This is a genomic window from Streptomyces sp. KLMMK (assembly GCF_036961605.1).
GTDB classification, from domain to species: domain Bacteria; phylum Actinomycetota; class Actinomycetes; order Streptomycetales; family Streptomycetaceae; genus Streptomyces; species Streptomyces telluris.
Window position 1 is genome coordinate 1 of record NZ_JBAMDC010000597.1, and the last position, 2,840, is coordinate 2,840.

A 2,840-nucleotide genomic window follows, 5' to 3' on the forward strand; every position below is an offset into this window, starting at 1 on the left:
ACACCTGACCGCACGTCACGGCCGGCTCCGCGGCCGCCGGGTGGCCGTGACCCCAGGCCGACGCGGTCGCCGCGATCGGCGAAAGCAGCTCGCCGGGCTCGTCCGCCACGACCACGAGGGCCGCCGCGGCGGGGCGGTACCACCTGTGGTGGAAGTGACGCACCCGCTGCGGCGTGAGGGCGTCGACCACCCGCGGGTCGCCCAGTACCGGGTGGGCGCACCGGGTGCCGGGCCACAGCGCGCCCATCAGCGACTCCTGCAGCCGCCGGGCGGGGTCGGCCGAGCGCTGGGCGCGTTCCTCCCGGATGGCGGTCAGCTCGGCGGCGAGGTCCTCGCGCGGTACGTCCAGGCGTCCGAGGACCGGGCCGAGGGCGGCGACCGCGGGGACGGCGTCCGCCCGGCGCACCACCGCGCTGTAGACGGTGGCCTCCTTGCCGGTGCGGGCCGTCACCAGCGCGCCGTCGCCGACCCGGCCGCCGTCCATGGCGCACCGGACGACCATGTGTTCGAGGACGTGCGCCAGGCCCTCCTCGCCGGGTTCCTCGTCGGCGCTGCCCACCCCCACCCTCAGCACAACGGCGGCGAGCGGTGTGCCGGGGCGGGGGACGGCGACCAGCCGGATGCCGTTGGGCAGCACGCGGGTGTGCGTCGGTTCCACCGGCTCACTCCGCGGACTGCAGGGTCACCAGGGTCTGGGCCAGGAAGCGGTCCTGCTCGTCCACCGCGATGACGACCCAGTCGCCGCAGGCGAGCAGCGGGTTGTCGTCGAGGGGGACCTCGTAGTGCGCTTCCGGCCGGTCCGGCGTGCACGACAGCTCCTCGCGGACGATCCGGCCGATGCCCTGCCAGGCGAGGACGACCGGGGTGGGCTCCGTGAGGCCGGTCAGCCCGACGGAGAAGCGGAGCATCCGGCGTCCGGTGCCGTCCACGGTCTCCTCCAGGTCGGCCCGGCCGAGGCCGAGCGGGGAGACGTAGCGCTGCGTGAACGGGTAGGGGACGGTGCGGCCGGCCCGGTCGAAGACGACGGCGTGCACCGCCACCAGCCGGTTCTCCGCGTCGTACACCGAGGCGTGGCAGTAGTCGCGGTCGAATCCCGCGAAGAGGATCAGCATCTCCGTGGTGACCTCGGGCTCGTCCGGGGTCACCGCGTGGAAGCGCTCGCGGGTCTCGTCGCGGTCGACGAAGAAGAACTTGTGGGTGAGCATGGCCGGTTCGCCGAGGTTGTCGACCCTGCTGGAGAACCGGAGCCTGATCCCGTCGCCGGCCGGCTCGGCGGAGAAGGAGCAGTGCACCGGCGACCGCTCCGGGGGCAGGCAGCGGCTCACGACGTGCCGCCCGTAGGCCTCGGGGATCAGGGAGGTGTCCGCGAAGTCCTCCTTGCGGACCATCGACAACGAGGGGAACGCGACGAAGGACGCTGCCATGGGATCTTCCTAAGGGAGCGGATGCGGGTAGGGGTTGTCCGGTGCGGAGCCGGCGCCCAGCGTCCGCACGACGTCGTGCAGGCGGGGGTTGCCGAGCATCCGGAAGCGATGTGCGCCCGACAGGTGCTGCATGCCCGGCACCAGGACGCGGACGACGCGGACCCCCGCCCGCCGTGTGTCGGGGGTGGTCAGGTCGACGACGTAGGTCCGCAGCCCGGCGGCGGCGAGCTCCTCGACGACGGCCTCCGCGGAGGCGGCGCCGGTTCCGGTCTGCGGCCGGGCGGGCCGGTCGCAGAGGGGCGGGGCGTCGGGGTGGACCAGGTATCCGGCACGGCGGCGCAGTGCGGGATGGCGTGTGTAGAGGATGGCGTGCTTGTTGAACTCGTCGACGTTGGCGAAGTCGGGCGCGGCCTCGAAGCCCTCGTACTCCTTGACCAGCCGTCGTACGTAGGTGAGGCCCTGCGCGGCTTCCAGGAAGGCCTTCTCGACGGCGGGCACCAGCGAGGTCCGGCACGCGGCGCCGAACGACAGGACCGGCTCGGCGCCGCCCCGGCCGTCCATCACCGCGACGACGACGGGCGGAGCGAGGTCCAGGGACAGGTCGTAGAAGCGGACCCGCCAGGACTCGGCCTTGGTCAGGTGGTAGCTGACCCGCGGGGACGCGGCGATCGCGTCCTCGGGGACCGGTCGGGGCGGGAGGCGGTGCAGCCAGGACACCGCCAGCGCGTCCCGCTCGATGATCTCGCAGAGCCCGCCGAGCACCGCGTCGGCGACGGTCGGCCCGGCCGCCAGTCCGGTCGAGATCGACGGCGCGATCGGCGTCTCCTCCTTCGACCGGCGGTAGTAGAGGAACACCTGGGAGGCGGGCACCCAGCACGGCGCGCCGTCCGGCCGGCGCGTCGCCCGGACCCAGCGGACGGTCGTGTCCCCGGTGAAGGGCGCGAACGGAAAGCCGGGCGAGGCGTACTGCTCGGCGGAGAACAGCCCGAAGTCCTCCGGCGCGACGGCGGTCTCGCCGGACCGGGTGAGCTCGTTCCACGACGCCGTACGGAGCTCGGCGGACCGGAACAGGCCGGCGGCGTAGCGTTCGAGGGATTCGCCGATCGCGGCGTTGAGCGCCTCCTTCTTGGTGAAGCCGGCGCCGCCGTTGCGGACCACGCCGAGGTTCGGCCGGATCAGCGAGTGGTCCGGCGAGGTACTGCCGGCGAGGTAGATCTGGGGGCCGCTCTCGGCCCGCCGCAGGTTCACCGCGTGGACGACGCCCACCCGGTCGTCGACGGCCGCGGTCAGCTCCAGCGGCGCAGCTGCCGCCTCCGGTGCGGGGGCGGCCGAGCGCTGCCGGTCGCCGCACACCCGGCAGGTGGGAACCGGGAGCAGGACCCGGCGGGTCTCGCCGCCGTCCTCGTCCTGCCAGAA

At 74.0% G+C, this 2,840-nt stretch carries 3 protein-coding genes; all 3 read right to left on the reverse strand.

Annotated elements, in window-relative coordinates; translation table 11 throughout:
• Window positions 1-658 (reverse strand): M16 family metallopeptidase (locus V7793_RS36065; RefSeq protein WP_336013899.1); only part of this gene is annotated, 658 nt, incomplete at its 3' end.
• Window positions 659-662: 4 nt separating this feature from the next.
• Window positions 663-1,424, reverse strand: a complete 762-nt coding sequence (locus V7793_RS36070) for a DUF5944 family protein (protein WP_336013900.1) — start codon at window positions 1,422-1,424, stop codon at window positions 663-665.
• Window positions 1,425-1,433: 9 nt separating this feature from the next.
• A partial coding sequence (locus tag V7793_RS36075) for a YcaO-like family protein (RefSeq protein WP_336013901.1) occupies window positions 1,434-2,840 on the reverse strand: 1,407 nt, incomplete at its 5' end.

Bases quoted from the DNA above. Each gene is read 5' to 3' on its own strand.
- V7793_RS36070 (WP_336013900.1), bottom strand. From the start codon at position 1,424: ATGGCAGCGTCCTTCGTCGCGTTCCCCTCGTTGTCGATGGTCCGCAAG.